This window comes from Bradyrhizobium sp. 40 (genome assembly GCF_023100925.1).
Lineage (GTDB): Bacteria > Pseudomonadota > Alphaproteobacteria > Rhizobiales > Xanthobacteraceae > Bradyrhizobium.
The window spans coordinates 1,831,167-1,847,197 of the sequence record NZ_CP064688.1 but is presented as its reverse complement, the minus strand read 5'-3'; the positions used below and the strand labels follow the sequence as shown (position 1 = coordinate 1,847,197).

16 protein-coding genes and 2 pseudogenes are annotated in these 16,031 nt (G+C 60.7%); 1 reads left to right on the top strand and 17 read right to left on the bottom strand.

Annotated features, from left to right (window positions below; translation table 11 throughout):
• Nucleotides 1-158: 158 nt before the first annotated feature.
• Nucleotides 159-740: a histidine phosphatase family protein gene (locus IVB40_RS08795; protein WP_247819509.1), complete on the top strand. Its 582-nt coding sequence runs from the start codon at nucleotides 159-161 to the stop codon at nucleotides 738-740.
• Nucleotides 741-1,396: 656 nt separating this feature from the next.
• Here the strand turns inward: IVB40_RS08795 and IVB40_RS08790 are convergent.
• The 17 genes and pseudogenes from IVB40_RS08790 to IVB40_RS08710 form a co-directional block, all read right to left on the bottom strand.
• A pseudogene (locus tag IVB40_RS08790) lies at nucleotides 1,397-1,927 on the bottom strand (transposase); the annotation flags it as partial.
• A gap of 144 nt (nucleotides 1,928-2,071) precedes the next feature.
• Nucleotides 2,072-2,377 carry a hypothetical protein gene (locus IVB40_RS08785; protein ID WP_247818619.1) on the bottom strand — a complete coding sequence of 102 codons (306 nt, stop codon included), beginning with the start codon at nucleotides 2,375-2,377 and terminating at the stop codon, nucleotides 2,072-2,074.
• A 194-nt stretch (nucleotides 2,378-2,571) separates the two neighbouring features.
• Complete coding sequence (locus IVB40_RS08780; RefSeq protein WP_247819508.1) at nucleotides 2,572-3,021, bottom strand: 2'-5' RNA ligase family protein; 450 nt, start codon at nucleotides 3,019-3,021, stop codon at nucleotides 2,572-2,574.
• Between the two features lie 228 nt (nucleotides 3,022-3,249).
• The gene (locus tag IVB40_RS08775; protein WP_247443056.1) at nucleotides 3,250-3,615 is read right to left on the bottom strand and encodes a bleomycin resistance protein; all 366 of its coding nucleotides are present in this window, start codon (nucleotides 3,613-3,615) and stop codon (nucleotides 3,250-3,252) included.
• Between the two features lie 424 nt (nucleotides 3,616-4,039).
• Complete coding sequence (locus IVB40_RS08770; RefSeq protein ID WP_247818618.1) at nucleotides 4,040-4,471, bottom strand: cyclophilin-like fold protein; 432 nt, start codon at nucleotides 4,469-4,471, stop codon at nucleotides 4,040-4,042.
• Between the two features lie 117 nt (nucleotides 4,472-4,588).
• Complete coding sequence (gene paoC, locus IVB40_RS08765) at nucleotides 4,589-6,799, bottom strand: aldehyde oxidoreductase molybdenum-binding subunit PaoC (RefSeq protein WP_247818617.1); 2,211 nt, start codon at nucleotides 6,797-6,799, stop codon at nucleotides 4,589-4,591.
• Between the two features lie 287 nt (nucleotides 6,800-7,086).
• Nucleotides 7,087-7,472 (bottom strand): annotated as a pseudogene (locus tag IVB40_RS08760) (cupin domain-containing protein).
• Between the two features lie 63 nt (nucleotides 7,473-7,535).
• Entirely contained in the window at nucleotides 7,536-8,303 is a 768-nt protein-coding gene (locus IVB40_RS08755) for an SDR family oxidoreductase (protein ID WP_247818616.1), read from the bottom strand.
• Between the two features lie 141 nt (nucleotides 8,304-8,444).
• Nucleotides 8,445-10,664: an aldehyde oxidoreductase molybdenum-binding subunit PaoC gene (gene paoC / locus IVB40_RS08750; protein WP_247818615.1), complete on the bottom strand. Its 2,220-nt coding sequence runs from the start codon at nucleotides 10,662-10,664 to the stop codon at nucleotides 8,445-8,447.
• Nucleotides 10,661-11,614 (bottom strand): xanthine dehydrogenase family protein subunit M, encoded by a 954-nt coding sequence (locus tag IVB40_RS08745; protein ID WP_247818614.1) that lies wholly within the window; start codon nucleotides 11,612-11,614, stop codon nucleotides 10,661-10,663. Before IVB40_RS08745 ends, paoC (IVB40_RS08750) begins: the two co-directional genes overlap by 4 nt.
• The gene (gene paoA, locus IVB40_RS08740; protein WP_247818613.1) at nucleotides 11,611-12,252 is read right to left on the bottom strand and encodes an aldehyde dehydrogenase iron-sulfur subunit PaoA; all 642 of its coding nucleotides are present in this window, start codon (nucleotides 12,250-12,252) and stop codon (nucleotides 11,611-11,613) included. The genes IVB40_RS08745 and paoA overlap by 4 nt, the downstream gene beginning before the upstream one ends.
• A 375-nt stretch (nucleotides 12,253-12,627) precedes the next feature.
• On the bottom strand, nucleotides 12,628-13,536 hold the full coding sequence (locus IVB40_RS08735) for a LysR family transcriptional regulator (protein WP_247818612.1): 909 nt from the start codon (nucleotides 13,534-13,536) through the stop codon (nucleotides 12,628-12,630).
• 92 nt (nucleotides 13,537-13,628) lie between these two features.
• Nucleotides 13,629-13,802, bottom strand: a complete 174-nt coding sequence (locus tag IVB40_RS08730; protein ID WP_247818611.1) for a hypothetical protein — start codon at nucleotides 13,800-13,802, stop codon at nucleotides 13,629-13,631.
• Nucleotides 13,803-13,835: 33 nt separating this feature from the next.
• Nucleotides 13,836-14,219 carry a DUF1330 domain-containing protein gene (locus IVB40_RS08725; protein ID WP_247818610.1) on the bottom strand — a complete coding sequence of 128 codons (384 nt, stop codon included), beginning with the start codon at nucleotides 14,217-14,219 and terminating at the stop codon, nucleotides 13,836-13,838.
• Between the two features lie 26 nt (nucleotides 14,220-14,245).
• Nucleotides 14,246-14,632 (bottom strand): putative quinol monooxygenase, encoded by a 387-nt coding sequence (locus tag IVB40_RS08720; RefSeq protein WP_247818609.1) that lies wholly within the window; start codon nucleotides 14,630-14,632, stop codon nucleotides 14,246-14,248.
• A gap of 16 nt (nucleotides 14,633-14,648) precedes the next feature.
• The gene (locus IVB40_RS08715; RefSeq protein WP_247819507.1) at nucleotides 14,649-15,044 is read right to left on the bottom strand and encodes a cupin domain-containing protein; all 396 of its coding nucleotides are present in this window, start codon (nucleotides 15,042-15,044) and stop codon (nucleotides 14,649-14,651) included.
• 123 nt (nucleotides 15,045-15,167) lie between these two features.
• The gene (locus IVB40_RS08710) at nucleotides 15,168-15,860 is read right to left on the bottom strand and encodes a carboxymuconolactone decarboxylase family protein (protein ID WP_346283297.1); all 693 of its coding nucleotides are present in this window, start codon (nucleotides 15,858-15,860) and stop codon (nucleotides 15,168-15,170) included.
• Nucleotides 15,861-16,031 lie beyond the last annotated feature (171 nt).

Here is a 16,031-nt window from a genome sequence, read left to right as displayed (position 1 = left end):
ATGTGTGTAGAATGCCGAAAATACCCGCTTCGGGTCAAAGGCGGCGGTGGACCTGCAACAAGGGCCAATGTCCGATTACCGAACCGACATGGAAACGGGTACATGGCGTTCGGCTCAGGCCTCTTGCCGTCCCGAAGGGCATCATCCATTCTATCCGGATGCTGACGCTGGCTCGCTATTTGACCCACCCGCAGGTGCTGGTCGATCCTAAGGTGGCTGTACCGTCGTGGGGACTGAGCGACGTGGGCCGTGCACGTGTGTTGGCCATGGCGGCTGCTGGATGGCTGCGGGGAACAACACAAGTAGTAGCAAGCGCAGAGAAGAAGGCTTTCGAGACGGGGACGCCAATTGCGCAGTCTCTTGGTGTACGTCTCGAAATCCGCGACGCGATGCACGAGAATGATCGCTCGGCCACTGGCTTCCTTCCGTCCAGAGAATTCGAAGTCGTTGCCGACGATTTCTTTGCTCACCCAGACAAGAGCATTCGCGGATGGGAGCGTGCTATAGATGCCCAAAACCGCATCGTGCGCGAAGCCGAGGCCGTGCTCGGCCGACGTCAGGAAGGCCACGTCCTTTTTGTTGGCCATGGGGCGGTCGGGACGCTTCTCTATTGCCACTACGCCAATGTCGAGATCAATCGCGTGCACGATCAGCCGGCGGGCGGCGGCCACTACTTCACAATGAACAGGTCAAGACGCCAGGTGCTTCATTCATGGCGCCGCATGGAGGACTGGCCTTAGTCACTGTCAGGAGGGGGTCACAAGCAGCCTGAGCAACTTGGGCTTCACGATCACGAAGAGCCGGTGAACGAAAGCCAGCTCAGCGCATAAGCCAGCACGATCATCACCGTGCCGGTCACCCAGTGACCTTCTCCGACGAGAGCGACGGCCAATAATTTGGCAGGCTCCACGGTGCACATGGGGAGAGAGCCAGTGACTGGTAAGGTCCAAGCCTCTCGATCCTGCGCCTGACCCGGCTGCCGAAAGTCACGCGTGTTACTCCGTCTCAGCAAACATATCCGATGCTGATTGAGGAACCCGCGTACATCAACAAAGGTCCAGCTAACGACGAATTTCTGTGCGATGGCGATTCACAATTGGCGGCCGTCGCCGCAGCTTGGTGAGGCTCGCACGCTATACCTATCGGCTAATCCCGATAGCGGCAGAACTCGTCACCGTTTTCATACTCGATGCAGGTCTTGACGCGAGGATAAGGCTGCATTTCCCCATAATGCCTTCCTTCATATCGGCCTTCGCCGCGGCCCGGCGACCGGTATCCCCGGTCCATGTAATCATCGTCGCGACGCCAGTTTTGGCCCATAGGTCGATGATCGTCATCTTGGTCCATCATTCGGCCCATCTGGCGATGCATCTGACGCATGCGATCCATGCTGAGCGAGATAGCGCGCAACACTCTCCTCCAATTGCGTGCGCCGCCGCTCGACTTTGCCGCGCGTGAAGTTCTTATCGCGATTATTGACTGCTTTGAATTTGCTGCCGTCGATCGCAACGCTGGCTGTCGCGAGCAAGCCCATCTTGCGGCACACCTCGACGAAGCGCGCGCAGACCTTTTTGATGCCGGGACCATTGTCCTTGCGGAAATCGGCAATCGTTTTGTGATCGGGCGCAAGCCTGGCGAGCAGCCACATCACTTCGACGTTGCGGCCAGCTTCACGCTCAAGCCGGCGGCTCGAATGGACACGGTTGAGATAACCGTAGATGTAGAGCCCTAAAAGCGCGGCCGGATGATACGACGGCCTACCTGTGCCGGCAGGCTCAACGCCACCGAACCCAAGTTCAGCCAGATCGAGGGCTGCAACGAAGGCGTCGATCGCGCGAACCGGATTGTCATCTGCAACCCAGTCGTCCAGGCATTCCGGCAACAAAGTAGATTGCCCGCGATCAGCTCCTTGAATGAAACGAGCCATGCCAGCCCCCACCGATTCAGCGCGGGAATCATAGCAGGCACGGCGTTTTCACACAGCCAGGGTCACAAGCGGTACTCGAGCGGCAGCGCGCCGCAGGTCAGCAATGGGCCAAAAGGCGACATTCGAGAGCGAGGCCGTTGACCCTCAGCGTGTGCGTGTCTCTCCCTCGATGGTGTTCCACTCTTCTGTAATCGTGACTCGAAGTACGCCAGGAGGGGCAGCGCCCACTTTTGCAGGGTCAAGATCAGCTAGGGGAGGACTACACACTTTGATGAAGTAGTCGACGGCATTGCCGCTTACCTTGTCGGCGGGCTCCTGAACCTCAGGTGCGTGCGTTCGGACACAAGCTTTGAGATTGGTAATGATCTCACGCAGCTTCTCGTTTTGCCCTATCTCTGCCGAAGCCGACCAAGGCACGATTGCAAGCAACAGCGTTACCGCAATTCTCATTTGCGCATCCATTGATAGGAGAACCGCGCAAGTGAACTCCCACAATGGGGCTCAAATGCGGGCAAGCTCATCGTCCGGTTTCGGTCATTCGGGTCGATTTGCTTGCTTCTTTCCGATGTCCGGTCTGGCCTCGACTGCCGACGCGGCGGACACGATGGCGATCTTCGCCTTCGGGCCATAAGCGGTCCTCATACCTAAGGCACGCACGACGCCGGCAGCTTCTGTTCTGCAACTACCCGCACGGGTGGGAAAACGACGCAGTCCGCAACGTCAAACAACACCGAGATACTTCGGTCGAACGAGCCAGCGAAAGCCATGGCGTCATGGTGCCTTCCATCAATGATGCGGGTGCCAAGCGTACAATGAGGTGTCCATTGGCCCGGTCGATAATGGAGCCGGCAATAGGCTGGGTCGATAGCTGCGCTGACCGAAGCGTGCCACCTCCTGAGGGCTGCATCATCCACAGGCTCCAGCCAAAGGACAAGGGGCGGCCCTACGAACCATCGAACGCGCCTAAACTCGACTCGGAGTTGCACTTCGCTCGTCGCTGCGAGCAGCATTGCCTGCCGTGCGGTCTCCTCCTCAATTGCAGGAGAGTCATAGATCGCGAACGTAAAATGTGGCCGGTAGCCGAGAGTGCGCATCGAGGGTTCGTCCTCGAATGCCCCAACCTGATCCCATAGCTGCTCAACGTAGCTAGAGGATTCCCCATCGGCTCGTACGTTGATTGCTATTGCCATCCAGCGCTCTGACTGTAGGAGTTCTTCCAACTTTAGCTGCGCGTCTGAGGTCTGGCAAAGGGTCAGAAACGGCCGTCGGCGGGCGTCGCCGTGAAGGTCAGCTACGGGCCATAAGCCGACCTCATCTGCCGTTTACTTCGGATTCTGGATGAGGCGAAGCAACGTGCCGTCCGGATCGATCAGAGCTCCGATCCGGAGGCCACTATCCTCCACTACCGGCCGATGCAGTCGTGGTGCACCTGTGTGGGTCTGAGGGATTCCTGCCGCAGTACAGCTTGTATAAAATGCATCCAAGTCGTCGAGTCGCAGACAGCAGCTAAAGCCGTTGCTCGCTGGATCGACGGTGGGATCGGGGAAGAACTCCATAACAAGGCTGTTGCACTTGAGGATCATCCATCCCTCATCACGAAAGCCTTCCGTGAAGCCGAGCACCTCGTAGAACTTCGCAGTTATTTCGAAGTCTCGCGAGGGAAGGTTTGGGGTTGCGTGATCCATCACTGAGCACATTATCGGAACTGCGGCTGGTCGCAATGGGTTGGCGGTGGTCTGGCCATCCATGGCGGACGTGTTCGGTCCCGGTCTCGCCCTGGAAGGAACTTGTTAAATATCTTTCGTTGCCGGACGGCACACACCGCGCGTTTTCTTTGCGGGAACATACCCTTTACATCGCGCGAACGGCTCGTTGAGTCCGCTTCGGGTCAAAATGCGAAGAGCTCAACCTGAGCAATCCAGTCCGCCATGCCTCGCTGAGCGGACCTCAATATGGCGCGCCACGACTTCGCTGATGGGCCAGGAGCCGACATCGGCTCAACCGGGGGGCAGTTGTGGCCCTCGGAGGGAGCGTCCGACACAACGACGGCATGAAAAGACGGACAAATACAGCTGGTCATATTCGGGCTCCCGTCGCGCCTCACGAGGGTGTTCATTGCGCACGCTTGATACGCACAGTGACGGGTCCAGGTCGATCAAAGATCGAAGCATCTCCAATCGCTTGTCCAAGGATGATGATGCCGGGCTGCGGGACTTGGCCGTCTCTGTAGTAGATAACAAAATGATCCGAAGTCCAAAGCCCGAGCGTCCCCCTTGAGAAATGCGTTTGCCGCGCGACTTCGTCTAGAGGCAAGGGCAGATTGCCGGTCTTTTCCTGACGCAAGTGATCACGCATTTGGATTGTGACCGGCAACATGCGGAGGAGCGATCTGGCCGCGTCGTTGTCGGCCAGTTCGGCAGTCATCTCGCCCCATTCAGAGGAAATTTGGATGCGTTCCTGTGCCATGAGTGTTCCTGTCGGTCCGAGGACGAAGATGATCGCCGCCAATATTTTTACAGGCAGGTGGGGTGTTCTTGCGATCATCGACCGCCTCTCCGCTCAATTTGCGTTTCTCTAACAGGCCAGAGACGGTGCGCTCACGAATGCCCGCATATCACAAGGCGACCCGTTTAACGGACGGCAATGCCGTTGTGCTCCGATTCACGTTACATCTGGCAATGCGGCAAGGAGCTTGTCGAGGGTGATAGGATACTCGCGGACCCGCACGCCGGTCGCGTTGTAGATGGCGTTGGCCACCGCGGCCGCGACACCGGTCAGGCCTAGTTCGCCGACACCCTTCGCCTGCAGCGGAGACATTGTCGGATCCAATTCGTCGATAAAGATCACGTCCAGGTGTGGAACGTCCGCATGGACTGGCACCTCGTACCCGGCAAGATCATGATTCACAAAGAAGCCCAAATGAGTGTCGACGACCATCTCCTCCATCAGTGCGGCACCTATTCCCATTGTCATGCCGCCGATCACCTGACTCCTGGCCGTCTTGGGATTCAGAATGCGGCCAGCCGCGCAAACCGCAAGCATGCGCCTGACCCGGATCTCGCCGGTAAAGGAATCGACGGCCACCTCGGCGAAATGTGCACCGAAAGTCTGCTGTGCAAACCGCTTCGCAAGGTCGCCGTATTCCATGAAATCCTCCACGAGGATGTCACCTGACTGCGCGGCCGTCCCGAGCGGCACCGCGCGGTTGCCGGACCGCACCTCCCCGTCTGCGAACACGACATCCACCGAGTTGAAGCCGAGCTTTTGCGCGACGGCTTCGCGCAACTTGGCGCACGCCGCGTAGACTCCCGCGGTGACCGAAGGCGCGCCCTGCTGACCGCCCGATCCTGGCGTCTCTGGAAACGTGGAATCGCCGAGCTTGGCAACTACCTTGTCGATCGATACGCCCATCATTTCGGCAGCTGTCTGAGCGACGATCGTGTAGCTGCCGGTGCCGATATCGGTCATGTCCGTTTCCACCGTCACCACGCCGCGGCTGTCGAGCCGCACACGCGCGCCTGACTTGGCGATCGGTGCGCCTCGGATTGCTCCCGCCATTCCCATGCCGACGAACCAGTGCCCATCGCGCACCTTTCCGGGCTTGGCGTTTCGTTTACTCCAGCCGAACTGATCCGCCCCCGTCTCCAGGCATTCGATAAAGTGGCGCGCCGAGAATGGTCGTTCAGGTTTCTCCGGATCGACTTGGGTGTCGTTGAGGATCCGGAACCGGACCGGATCCATCCCCAGCTTCTCCGCCACTTCGTCCATCGCGATCTCGAGCGCCATCATACCCGGTGCTTCGCCCGGTGCTCGCATCGCGTTTCCTTCAGCCAGATCGAGTACGGCCAAACGTACGCGGGTCATTCGGTTGGCGCCGGCGTAGAGCGCCCGAGTTGACAGCGTCGTCGGTTCAGTCCGACCACCTCGCAGATTGCCCGAGAGGCTTTCGTGGCCGATCGCGATGATCTTGCCGTCCGAAGCTGCGCCAATCTGGATGCGCTGGATGGTCGCCGGACGATGGATCAGATTGTTGAACATCAACGGCCGCTGGAGTGCGAGCTTGACCGGCCTGCGGGCTGCGCGCGCTCCTAGTGCTGCCATGACAAGGTCGGACTGAGCCGTGCCCTTCCCGCCAAATCCGCCGCCGATATACGGTGATATGAGCCTGACGTTTTCTTTTGGAATGCCCAAGGTCTTGGCTAGATCGCGTGTGCCCCAGTTCATCTGCTGGATCGATGTCCAGCAGGTCAGCTTGTCACCCTCCCATATCGCCAACGTCGCGTGCGGCTCCATCATGGCGTGCGCCTGGTTGGGCGTCGTGTAGGTCTCGTCGAGCTTGACCGCGGAAGAAGCGAAAGCACCAGCGAAGTCCCTGACTGCTGTTTCGGTGGGCCCACCATATGGGCCCTGCTTGGCAACCGGCGCTGTCCGCTTCTGAGCTTCGAGATCGAACGAACCGTCGCTCTTGAGGTAGTCTATACGGACGAGAGAGGCGGCGGACCGTGCTTGCTCGAAGGTTTCGGCGACCACCAAGGCCGCGACTTGATGGTAATGATCGACTTCCGGGCCGGCCAGAAAGCGCTGAGTATAGAACTCGCCCTTTGCGAGCGGTCCTGCGTTCTCATGGGTTATGACGGCGATGACACCCGGGGCAACCTTTGCACCGGTGGTATCGATGGACTTGATTTTCCCCTTGGAAATCGCTGCACCAACGACATAGCCGTATGCGGCGTCGCTTACGACGCCATCATGCTCATAGGCGTAAGTGGCCGTGCCCGTCGTCTTAAGCCGTCCCTCGACCCGATCATGCGGTTTGCCGACGACCCTGAGCCGGTCGATCGGATTCGGCGCTGCGAGCCTATCGAACTTCATGGCTCATCCTTTCGCATACACAGCCACCCTTTTGCATACACAGCCGTGGGCCTTCGCCTCCCGTCACTGGAACCAGGGTTCGCGAAGAAGGATTTCTTTCGACGAAGCAGATACGGCTTGTCCTGCGCGAACTCCTGCCCGGTGACTCGGCCGACGAGCCATGCGTCGCGGCCAAATCATCATGTCCGCTCCAAAGCATTCGGAGCCCCTTGGGGCGCCTGCAGCTGGGAAGTGCCCGACAATTGCCATGAGACGGACAACGCGTGTTCATGGAAAGCTCTTTGATCTCACTTTCGGTATTGCTCTTCGGAGACCTTCTCCAACCATGTCACCGGCGTTCCATTCAAGGCCTCCTGGATTGCGATGTGGCTCATTGCCGTGCTCGCGGTGCCTCCGTGCCAGTGCTTCTCGTCAGGCTCGAACCAAACAACGTCTCCCGGTCCAATCTCTTCGACAGGGCCGCCCTCCCGCTGCGACCCGACGTGACGATCAGAGCTTGGCCAAGTGGGTGGGTATGCCAGGCCGTGCGCGCACCAGGTTCGAACGTCACCAGATTGCCCGCCGCGCGGGCCGGCTCCGGTGGGCTGAAGAGCGGGTCGATCCGAACGGTGCCCGTAAACCATTCAGCCGGCCCTTTGCCGGATGGCCGAGAGCCGCTGCGTATGATGTTCATGACCTTTTCCTTCCGATGCCACCCCGATAATTGGTGGGTGGGTCTCAGACCCGATCCACTGTCCTACGCTGTCTGACCACCATCGACGACCATTGCGTGCCCCACGACAAATGCCGCCGCGTCTGAGCACAGCCAAACGACGGCAGCGGCGATTTCCTCGGGTTTTCCCATCCGTCCGACAGGTTCTTGTGCGATCACGCGCTCCCTTCCATCTGGTGTGCCCCCGCTGAAGCGTTCCATCATTGGCGTTTCGATGATGCCGGGGCATACGACGTTCACACGAATGTTGGACTTGGCGTAGTCGAGTGCTGCCGCTTTGGAGAGACCGACGACACCGAATTTCGCTGCACAGTACCCTGCCTGCCCTTGGATGCCCTTGACCCCAGCCCCAGAGGAGATGTTCACGATCGCGCCGCCTCCCTGCTTCATCATCAAGGGGATCTCGGATCTCATACACAGGAAAACGCCGCGTAGATCGACTTCGATCAATCGATCCCACCGCTCTACCGTGAGATCGGCCAATGGCATGACAGCCTGTTCGATGCCGGCATTGTTGACGGCGTAGTCCAGGCGCCCGAATACTTCGATTGTCTTCTGCAGCGCGGCCTTGACATCTTCCTCACGGGAGACGTCGCACCTGATGGCAAGTGCCCGTCCACCGGATTGCTCGACGAGCCGAGCGGTTTCTTGATTATTCGTTTCCGAGGTATCTGCGATCACGACACTGGCGCCTTCACGCGCGAACGCCAGCGCTGCCGCCCTGCCGATGCCCGCACCTGCTCCCGTCACAAAGGCTACCTTCCCGCCAAAATTATTCCTCACGTTAGGCATGTCGGCTCCCAATAATCGTGCTGTGGTCGATACGATTCAACGTCGTAGCAGCGTTTGCTGGCGCGACGCTCAGCCATTGGCGTTGTAGTTTCAACCATCTTGATCCAGCGGCAGCATCGGTCGAAGATCGGCAGCGCCCAATCATGATACGGCCGGCAGGCTATTGAGGTGTTTATCCAAGGTGACCGGGTAATCTCGCACGCGAACGCCGGTCGCATTGTACACTGCATTGGCAACGGCGGCGGCGACGCCGCAAATTCCGAGTTCGGCCACGCCCTTTGCCTTCATCGGCGAGACCTTGTCGTCCGCCTCATCCAGGAAGATCACTTCCTGATGCGGTATGTCAGCGTGAACCGGCACTTCATAGCCGGCGAGGTCGTGATTGACGAAGAAGCCCCGGCGCTTGTCGACGGCGAGTTCCTCCATCAACGCGGCACCTACGCCCATGGTCATCGCTCCAATCACCTGGCTCCGGGCGGTCAATGGATTCAGGATTCGGCCCGCTGCGCAGACCGCGAGCATTCGACGAACGCGAATTTCGCCGGTGAATCCGTCGACGGCCGCCTCGACGAAATGGGCGCCGAAGGTCGACTGCTGGTAGCTCTTGTCGAGGCCTCCCCATTCAATCTTGTCCTCGGCGACGAGTTCGCCGTCGCGGACGGCGTCGGTCAGTTTGGCCGAGCGGTTGCCGCCGAGCACTTGACCGTCCACGAAGGTCGCCTCCGCTGAGTTGAATCCGAGGCGTTGCGCGACCGCTTCCCGCAGCTTTACGCATGCGGCGTACACGCCAGACGTCGAGCTGTTCGCGCCGAACTGACCTCCCGATCCGGAGGAGACGGGGAACGCGGAATCGCCGAGCCGTACTGACACCTTTTCAATGCCGACGCCCATCATCTCGGCGGCGGTCTGCGCGATGATCGTGTAACTGCCGGTCCCGATGTCGGTCATGTCGGTTTCAACCGTGACACGACCGTCTTGTCCCAGACGGACACGGGCGCCTGAAGGAATGTTCATGTTGTTCCGAAACGCGACCGCCATGCCCATGCCGACCAGCCAGTTGCCGTCCCGCACCGCCCCGGGGGACGCGCTCCGGTGCTGCCACCTGAACCGCTCGGCGCCTTCGCGCAGACAACTCACCAGGTCGCGTTGGGAGAACGGACGGTCCGGCTTCTCGGGGTCCACCTGCGTATCGTTGCGTACGCGGAGCTCAACGGGATCCATGCCAAGCTTCTCGGCCAGTTCGTCCATTGCGATCTCGAGCCCCATCAACCCCGGCGCTTCGCCAGGGGCTCGCATCGCATTTCCTTCGGGCAAGTCCAGGACTGCAAGCCGCATCGAGGTGAGACGATTGGGGCCGGCGTAGAGTAGCCGCGTCTGATTCGTCGCCGTCTCCGGCTGGCCGTCGGGAAGATCGCCTGAGCCGCTTTCGTGGGCGATGGCGAGGATGTTTCCGTCCGTGGTGGCTCCGATCCGAATGCGTTGCCGAGTCGCGGGACGATGCGTCGTGTTGTTGGGGACGAACGGCCGCGGGAGCGCGACTTTGACGGGACGACCAGCCGCTCTTGCTCCCAACGCGGCCATCACCGCGTCGGAGCGCAGGAACAGCTTGCAGCCGAACCCGCCACCCACATATGGCGACATGAAGCGGACGTTCTCCTTGGGGATGCGGAGGGTAGTCGCGAGATCCGTCCTGCCCCAGTCTATCATCTGGTTCGACGTCCACATTGTCAGCTTGTCGCCGTTCCACGCTGCGATCGAAGCGTGAGGCTCCATCATCGAATGGCTCTGGTCGGGCGTCGTGTAGAGCTCGTCGAGCTTCACCGGCGCTCGAGCGAAGGCCTGCTCGAAATCGCCGGTGCGACTTTCAGAAGGTCCCTGCTTCTCGGGACTGTTCGGGTCCTTCGCAAGGGGCGCAGTCCTCAGCGCCTCTTCGAGATCGAACCTTCCTTCCGACTGCGCGTATTCGACGCGCACCGAGGCGGCTGCCGCCGTCGCCTGCTCAAAGGTCGTCGCCACTACCACCGCGACCGCCTGGTGGTAGTGGTCGATGTCGGGGCCGCCGAGCAGCTTCGCCGTGTTGTGTTTTCCTTTGCCGAGCTTGCCGGCATTCTCAGCAGTCACGATGGCGATGACCCCGGGGGCGCGCTCCGCCACCGTCAAGTCGATCCTCGCGATACGGCCCTTGCCGATTGCGGAGCCCACGATAACCCCGTAAGCAGGATCGGTCACAACGTCGTGATGCTCATATGCGTACGCCGCCTTTCCCGTAGTCTTCAAGGGTCCATCGATGCGGGGGTGCGCACGCCCCACTACCCACATGCGATCGATCGGGTTGGTCTGGGCGGGTGTATCGAACTTCATTTCTGCCTCGCTTCGTGCATGACGGCGGCGACCGTCCGCTCAACGAGCGGCACCTTGAATGCGTTCTCCTTGGTGGGCTTCGCATCGGCAAGCAGCCGGGCGGAGAACGGCTTCGCCCCTGCGCGCAGCTCGGCTTCCGCTTTTTCGATACGCCAAGGTTTGGGCGCCACTCCGCCCACCGCCACACGTCCCGTACCGTCGCGCTGCAGTACTGCAGCGACAGAAACCAGGGCGAACGCGTAAGACGCACGATCACGGACCTTCTTATAGATGTGTGTTCCGCCGAGCGGAGGCGGCAGCGTCACCGCGGTGATTAGCTCGCCCGAGGAAAGCGTTGTCTCGACATCCGGTGTATCGCCGGGTAGCCGGTGGAAATCGGCAATGGGTATCTTCCGCGTCAGTCCGGCGGCGTCGATGGTCTCCACCTCGGCGTCGAGCGCCCGCATGGCGACCGCCATATCGGAGGGATTCGTGGCGATGCACGCCTCGCTCACCCCGATCACGCCCAGTTGGCGGCTGTAGCCCGCGATCGCCGCGCAGCCCGACCCGGGGTTTCTCTTGTTGCAGGGTTGGTTGGTGTCGTAAAAGTAGGGACAGCGCGTGCGCTGGAGAAGATTGCCCGCCGTCGTCGCCTTGTTGCGGAGCTGGCCGGACGCGCCGGCGAGAAGTGCGCGGCTGAGCACGCCATAGTCCCTCCTGACGCGCATGTCGGCGGCGAGAGCGGTGTTTCTCACCAAGGCGCCGATGCGAAGTCCACCGTCTTCGATCTTCTCGATCTTGTCGAACTTCAGCCCGTTGACGTCGATCAGGTGCTGCGGGGTTTCGATCTCGAGCTTCATCAGGTCGAGGAGATTGGTGCCGCCGGCGATGAACTTCGCGCCCGGCGTCGCCTTTGCTTTGGCGGCAGCTTCTTGGGCCGAGGTAACGCGTTCGTAGGTGAATGCCCTCATGTCTTGCTCCCGGCGGCCTCGGCGATTGCCTCGGCGATGTTGGAGTAGGCGCCGCAGCGGCAGATGTTGCCGCTCATGCGTTCGCGCATCTCGATGTACGTAAGCTCGGGCGGAGACGTCAGGTCGGCGCTGACATGGCTCGGAACGCCAGCCTTGATCTCATCGAGCACTGCGACAGCAGAGCAGATCTGCCCCGGCGTGCAATAGCCGCACTGATAGCCGTCATGTTTGACGAACGCCGCCTGCATCGGGTGCAGTTGCTCGGGCGTACCGAGGCCTTCGATCGTGGTGATCTTATCGCCCTGGTGCATGACCGCGAGGGTGAGGCAGGAGTTGATGCGAACTCCGTTTACGATTACGGTACATGCTCCACACTGACCATGGTCGCAGCCCTTCTTCGAGCCGGTGAGATGAATATGCTCGCGGAGCGCGTCGAGGAGCGTGGTGCGCGTGTCCAATTGAAGGCTGTACGGCCTGCCGTTGATTTCGAACGAGACCTCGAAATCCTGCCGCACCGGGCCAGATCTTGCCGGTTGTGCTTGCGCTTGCCCGCCTGGAAATATTCCGATCATGGCCGTAGCGGTTCCGCCGACCAAGACGCCTCGTCTCGACACTTCCGATTCGACGGGGTTTGCCATGTCGTCTCCAGATCTCGTTGCGTGTATTCGTATAACGCAAGCCAATCCCCGTACCGTTTGATAGTTCATGCGCCCAAGATTGATGCGACGATGAATGTTTCTCATGTACGCCGGCGTAGGTCTGAGGCGGGCTACGCGGCCAACGCCGCGAGCGACCATGCCGATAATTGGGGCCCAGCCCCATTCGCTGTATGCGACGGCGGGGAGACAGACTGTGCAGCGCTGATATCGAAGGTGCTTTGCTAGCCCTTCAGGTCATAGAACGGGTCGCCAACGGTGGGGCAGATGATTGCCAGTCGGATCACCGCGACCATAAGGCCTCCAGCGGATCCGACGCTTCATTGAGCCACATTCAGCGATCCGGAACGAGCCGGTTCAAAGGCCCAGCGGCCGCAGCTCCCGGACATGGTCGATGAAGAGCCGCAGCGCCGCTGGGACCTGGCGACGGCTCGAGTAGTATGCGTGAAATCCGGGACCAAGCGGCGCCCAGTCGTCCAACACTGTACGCATCGTGCCATCGCGAAGATATTCGCGAACCATTGGGTCTGCGACGTACATCAGTCCGGCGCCGTCCTTCACGGCGGCCAGTCCGATCTGCCCCTGATCAACGGTCAATCCGCCCTGAACATTCACCTCGAATTTCTCGTCACCGCGCTCGAACTCCCAGCGATAGATGCTGTCGTCTCCGATCCGGATCCTCACGCAGCGATGAGCCTGCAGATCATCGGGATGGAGCGGTGCTCCGTACCGTTCGAGATAGGATGGAGCCCCTACGACGAGCCAGCGGACATCGGCGGAGAGGCGCTGGGCAATCATGTCCTGCGGGACGGTGCCGCCGTACCTGATGCCAGCGTCAAAGCCGCCTTCGACAACGTCTATCATCCGATTGTTCACAGAGAACTCGATTTCGATTTCGGGATATCGGTCGAGAAACGTGGCCATCACCGGCCCGATGAGAAATTGGGCCGCCTCGGTTGGTACGCTGAGCCGCACTCGCCCCCTGGGCGTTTCGCGGAAACGGTTGAGCACATCGAGGGCACTATTGATTTCATCGAATGGCCGAGCGAGCGCAGACTGAAGAGCCTCGCCTGCGGCGGTGAGCGTCACGCTGCGGCTCGTCCGGTTCAAGAGGCGGAGCCCGAGACGCTCTTCGAGGCCGCGCAGCGCGTGGCTCAGAGCCGAGGCGCTGATCTCAAGCTCGAGCGCAGCTCGCCGAAAATTGCGATGTTTCGCGATCTCCAGGAAATACGAGAGGTCGGCAAAGTTCGATCGACGCGGCGGCATCTTCAGCGGCTCCTTGGTTCAGCAGGCGCGCTGTCCGCTTCCGGCGAAGCGTGGCGTCTCTAGAGAGGCATACATGGGTGGCGCTGCTGCGCTTAGCGGCCCGTAGAAGAACAGAGCATCTTGATGCAGGACATGTCCACCGACATCCAGAACGCTTCCGCCGAACGCGCGGCCTGGCCGAAGCCAAGGTAGCGGAATTGCGCCCGAGCGGACGGCAATGTCTGCTTCGGGTCAACAGCGACGGCCAATAGCAGACGATAGCGCACCACAATTATCGCCAGTCTGTGCTTTGTAGAGCTTTAATTCACTCCATCCACGGCAAAGATGCGAAAACTGCCGTGCCTTTCTCCGATGGTGCGTGCCCTGGTATATTCCGGAGAGTGCCTCCACTTAATCATCTGCTCGCGTGATTCCCACCGGACCAGGACGACCCGTCCCTTCGGGGGATCGCCATCGATGGAAACTCCACTTCCACCGCCCAGATAACGTCCTCCGTACATCTTGAGGCTCTCACGTGCCAACGGCGCGAATTCCTTGGCGAATGCGTCGGGATCTCGCACCGTGTTGTCCTCGATCATGTAGACTGGCAGGTTTCCATGCGCCTTTAGAGAATGGACGCCGAAACCACCGATCCCAATTCCGGCTACCATCGCCGCCGCCGCAATAGCGAATGGATTACTCATGCTCGTTTCCCTCTTTGGATTAATGCTCACTTCGATTTTGCGCCAAGCATGATGGGCACCGTCTGCACGAGCTTGAGCGACTTCACCATCTTTTCCGTCGTCGCCTTATATTTCTTGAAATGATCCGATCCGAGGTGCGCTTCGTAGGCATTCCTGTCGCGGTAGATTTCGAAGACCCTGACATGGGTCGGATTATCTTTCTCGGACATCGCGTAGAGCACCAGCACGCCCGGCTCCTTTCGGATGGCGGCGTCGATCTGCTCCTGCACTGCGGCCCTGTACGCGTCCAGCTGCGTGGGATCGATCTCGATCTCCGCCACCTGCACGTACTGTCCATCCGTCTGCTGAGCGATAGCTCCACCGCCCAATGCCGCGACCAGCATAGATGCCCCGAAAAGCTGTTTTGTGTTCATCTCTCCTCCGTTTGCTTCACTTTCGGTATTGCTCGTCGGCGACCTTCCCCATCCAGTCGACGTTCTTGCCGCCGAGGGATTCCTGAATGGCAATGTGGGTCATTCCGGTGGTCGGCGTCGCGCCATGCCAGTGCTTCAGCCCCGGCGGAAACCACACAACATCGCCGGGCCGCACCTCCTCGATGGAGCCGCCGTCGCGCTGCACCCATCCCAGTCCCGCGGTGATGATCAGCGTCTGGCCGAGAGGATGCGTATGCCAGGCGGTGCGGGCGCCAGGCTCGAAGGTGACCTGGCCGGCGCCGGCGCGTGCCGGATCGGGCGCCTGAAACAGCGGGTCCACACGAACCGAGCCGGTGAACCAGTCCGACGAGCCCTTCGCGGAAGGCCGCGAGCCGTTTCGCTTGATATCGATCTCCATCATTCCACTCCTTGCTGGGTTCGATTTCTCGGCGGTGGCCCTGCCGCCCACGGTCAGGATGGCCAGTCCGGCTGCACCGCCGGCGATCACTCCTCGTCGCGAATGCATCGGCATCCCCTACCGAGGCCGCTTCTCGATGACTTCCTTGACGATGGGCGCCGCGGAGTACGCGTTGGGCCAGCCGGCGTAGAAGGCGAGATGACCGAGCACCTCGCCGGCCTCTTCCCGGGTCAACCCGTTGTCCATCGCTCGGTTCAGATGATAGGTGATCTGGGCAACCTGCCCGGTCGCGACGAGAGCGCTCACGGTTACAAGACTCCGGTCCCTGGGGGCGAGGCCCGGCCTCAGCCAGAGGTCCCGGAACAGCGCGTCCGTGGTGTACAGGACGAGGCTCGGCGTGATCTGGCCGAATTGCTGATCTACCCGCGCCGCGCGCTGCGCCTCCGCCGCCTCGTCGAGCGGAAGTTGTGAACCTGAGGTCGACGGGAGCTGATCGGCCCCGATATTGCGGCTCTTGAAGACGTCCCTCGCCGCCGGGATGGCATCCATCGCGTTCGCCCATCCCGTGTAGAAAGCCAGGTGCGTGATGATCTCGGATATCTCGGCGGGCTTCACGCCGTTGTCGAGCGCGAGACCCAGATAGAACGGCAGTTCGACCCTCTGGTCGCGGGCGATGAGTGCGGCCACCGTCACTATGCCGCGGTCCCGAGCCGAAAGACCGGGACGCTTCCAGAGACCGCCCAGAACGTATTTTTGGGCGTAGTTCTCGAGCGCGGGGGCGACGGCGCGAAGATCTTCCGATTTCGACATGGGGTTGGCTCCTTCTACAATCGTCTGCTCCGCGGCGGCGGCGCCGCAGACGATCAGGCAGAACGAAAACAACGTCGTCGCGAGCAGTCTCATTGCGGGCATCCTTCTATGGCTGTCGGGTGTGCGATGAGCCACGATGCGATGACCGCGGCGCAGAGGCCATGCGCGCAA

Excerpts from the sequence above, each read along its gene's own strand:
- IVB40_RS08795 (WP_247819509.1), top strand. The coding sequence starts at position 159 with ATGCTGACGCTGGCTCGCTATTTGACCCACCCGCAGGTGCTGGTCGAT.
- IVB40_RS08785 (WP_247818619.1), bottom strand. The coding sequence starts at position 2,377 with ATGAGAATTGCGGTAACGCTGTTGCTTGCAATCGTGCCTTGGTCGGCT.
- IVB40_RS08780 (WP_247819508.1), bottom strand. The coding sequence starts at position 3,021 with ATGCGCACTCTCGGCTACCGGCCACATTTTACGTTCGCGATCTATGAC.
- IVB40_RS08770 (WP_247818618.1), bottom strand. The coding sequence starts at position 4,471 with ATGATCGCAAGAACACCCCACCTGCCTGTAAAAATATTGGCGGCGATC.
- paoC (WP_247818617.1), bottom strand. The coding sequence starts at position 6,799 with ATGAAGTTCGATAGGCTCGCAGCGCCGAATCCGATCGACCGGCTCAGG.
- IVB40_RS08755 (WP_247818616.1), bottom strand. The coding sequence starts at position 8,303 with ATGCCTAACGTGAGGAATAATTTTGGCGGGAAGGTAGCCTTTGTGACG.
- paoC (WP_247818615.1), bottom strand. The coding sequence starts at position 10,664 with ATGAAGTTCGATACACCCGCCCAGACCAACCCGATCGATCGCATGTGG.
- IVB40_RS08745 (WP_247818614.1), bottom strand. The coding sequence starts at position 11,614 with ATGAGGGCATTCACCTACGAACGCGTTACCTCGGCCCAAGAAGCTGCC.
- paoA (WP_247818613.1), bottom strand. The coding sequence starts at position 12,252 with ATGGCAAACCCCGTCGAATCGGAAGTGTCGAGACGAGGCGTCTTGGTC.
- IVB40_RS08735 (WP_247818612.1), bottom strand. The coding sequence starts at position 13,536 with ATGCCGCCGCGTCGATCGAACTTTGCCGACCTCTCGTATTTCCTGGAG.
- IVB40_RS08725 (WP_247818610.1), bottom strand. The coding sequence starts at position 14,219 with ATGAGTAATCCATTCGCTATTGCGGCGGCGGCGATGGTAGCCGGAATT.
- IVB40_RS08720 (WP_247818609.1), bottom strand. The coding sequence starts at position 14,632 with ATGAACACAAAACAGCTTTTCGGGGCATCTATGCTGGTCGCGGCATTG.
- IVB40_RS08710 (WP_346283297.1), bottom strand. The coding sequence starts at position 15,860 with ATGTCGAAATCGGAAGATCTTCGCGCCGTCGCCCCCGCGCTCGAGAAC.